This is a genomic window from Mycobacterium sp., from assembly GCF_036273375.1.
In the GTDB taxonomy this organism is placed as follows: domain Bacteria; phylum Actinomycetota; class Actinomycetes; order Mycobacteriales; family Mycobacteriaceae; genus Mycobacterium.
In genome coordinates this window covers 1-2,316 of sequence record NZ_DASUHS010000255.1, presented here as the reverse complement: position 1 = coordinate 2,316, position 2,316 = coordinate 1, and the positions used below count along the sequence as shown (strand labels likewise).

Here is a 2,316-nt window from a genome sequence, read left to right as displayed (position 1 = left end):
CAGCGGCGGCGGCAATCGGCTCGGGGCGATCGTTTCCACCGGTGCCAACATCACTCGGGTGCCCGCGCGCTCCGGGCGCCAGCACGAGCAGACGCTGCTGCGCACCATCGCCACCACGCCGCGCGCTCCGGTCGGGGTGCGCGGCGATCTGGCGACGGCGATCGACGCGTTGCGCCGTCCGGAACGCCGCCGGGGCATGGCGGTGATCATCAGCGACTTCCTCGGGCCGATCAACTGGATGCGGCCGCTGCGGGCAGTCGCCGCCCGGCACGAGGTGCTGGCCATCGAGGTGCTCGACCCCCGTGACGTCGAGCTGCCCGACATCGGCGACGTAGTGCTGCAGGACGCCGAGTCCGGCGTCACCCGCGAATTCACCATCGACGCCCAGCTGCGCGACGATTTCGCCAAGGCCGCCGCGGCGCACCGCGCCGATGTGGCGCGCACTATCCGCAGCTGCGGGGCCCCGATACTGACGCTGCGCACCGACCGGGATTGGATCGCCGACATCGTGCGGTTTGTCGAATCCCGCCGGCGCGGCGCATTGGCAGGGCGGCAGTGACGCTGCCGCTACTCGGCCCAATGTCGTTGTCGGGCTTTGAACATTCGTGGTTCTTCCTGTTCCTGCTTGTCGTCTTCGGGCTGGCCGCGCTCTACATCCTGATGCAGTTGGCCAGGCAGCGGCGCATGCTGCGGTTCGCCAATATGGAGCTGCTGGAAAGCGTCGCCCCCAAAAGGCCACCCAAGTGGCGGCACCTGCCGGCGATTCTGCTCATCGCGTCGCTGGTCCTGTTCACCATCGCGATGGCGGGTCCGACGAACGACGTCCGGATTCCCCGCAACCGTGCGGTGGTGATGCTGGTCATCGACGTCTCGCAGTCCATGCGCGCCACCGACGTCCAGCCCAACCGGATGGCGGCCGCGCAGGAGGCCGCAAAGCAGTTCGCCGGCGAGCTGACCCCGGGCATCAACCTCGGCCTGATCGCCTACGCGGGGACCGCCACGGTGTTGGTTTCGCCGACGACCAATCGGGAATCGACCAAGACCGCGCTGGACAAGCTTCAGTTCGCCGACCGCACCGCCACCGGGGAGGGCATCTTCACCGCCTTGCAGGCCATCGCGACGGTCGGCGCGGTGATCGGCGGTGGCGACAAACCGCCGCCTGCGCGCATCGTGTTGTTCTCCGACGGCAAGGAGACGATGCCGACCAACCCGGACAACCCGAAGGGCGCCTTCACCGCCGCGCGCACCGCCAAGGACCAGGGCGTGCCGATCTCGACCATCTCGTTCGGCACCCCGTACGGCTTCGTCGAAATCAACGACCAGCGCCAGCCGGTGCCCGTCGACGACGAGACGCTGAAGAAGGTCGCCACGCTTTCGGGTGGGAATGCTTACAGCGCAGCGTCATTGCAGGAACTGAGATCCGTGTACGCGACGCTGCAGCAGCAGATCGGCTACGAGACCATCAAGGGCGATGCCAGCGTGGGCTGGGTGCGGCTGGGTGCGCTGGTGTTGGCGCTGGCGGCGCTGGCCGCGTTGCTGATCAACCGGCGCCTGCCGACCTGACGTTCGACAGCATCGCTGGAAGGTGACTGTCAGCCGGCGGCGATGATCGCCGAGGGCGGATAGGACGCGGGGATTGGGTTGACATTCGGCACCACAGGGGTGCCCGGTGGTACCGGATCGACGCGGCTGAGGGTGAAGCGCGCCGCGCCGGCCATCTCTTGCGGCGTGCAGATGAACCGCGGGGTGGCCTGAAGCCGCCACCGTTCCTGTGCGAGGCAGGCACGCTGTCCCTCCCGGGTGACAGCGTCGAGGAGCGCGAGTGCGTCGGCCCAGGATTCGTCGGTGCGGGTCTGTAGCACGATCGGTTTACCGTGGGCGTGCGCGGCCAGGTAGTCGAGCGCGAGCGGCACGCCCGTCAGCTCGTCGCGGTCTCTGCGCAAGGCGTCCGTGGTGAGCGCGAGCACCACCCCGACCGCCAGGCTGCCCGCGGCGACGCCGGCGGCCAGGCGGCGGGCTACCAGCTCCTGCCGCGACGTCGCCAGCACCATCAGCGCCGAAGAGCCCAAGATGAGCAACGCCAGGGGCAACGCGTAGGAGAAGACGCCTATGTACGACTGCCAGAGATGGTCCACGCCGTACCAGCAGTAGAAAGCGAACAGCGCGGTGGCCAACGCGGTGACCCGGAGCAGACGGCGTGAGAAATCGTGCACCACCTTGTCGACACCGGCATGTGCCAGCTTGCGGACCAGCGCCAGATCCGCGGCGAACAACACCACCAGGAACACCGTGCCGAGGGTGGGACCCGGACCCCAG

At 68.6% G+C, this 2,316-nt stretch carries 3 protein-coding genes; 2 read left to right on the top strand and 1 reads right to left on the bottom strand.

The window, feature by feature from the left end; all coding sequences use genetic code 11:
• A partial coding sequence (locus VFW69_RS22785; protein ID WP_526504878.1) for a DUF58 domain-containing protein occupies nt 1-559 on the top strand: 559 nt, incomplete at its 5' end.
• The gene (locus VFW69_RS22780) at nt 556-1,563 is read left to right on the top strand and encodes a vWA domain-containing protein (RefSeq protein ID WP_526504876.1); all 1,008 of its coding nucleotides are present in this window, start codon (nt 556-558) and stop codon (nt 1,561-1,563) included. The genes VFW69_RS22785 and VFW69_RS22780, both read left to right, overlap by 4 nt.
• A 29-nt stretch (nt 1,564-1,592) precedes the next feature.
• Here VFW69_RS22780 and VFW69_RS22775 read toward each other — a convergent pair.
• On the bottom strand, nt 1,593-2,316 hold a 724-nt coding region (locus tag VFW69_RS22775; RefSeq protein WP_526504874.1), incomplete at its 5' end, for a hypothetical protein.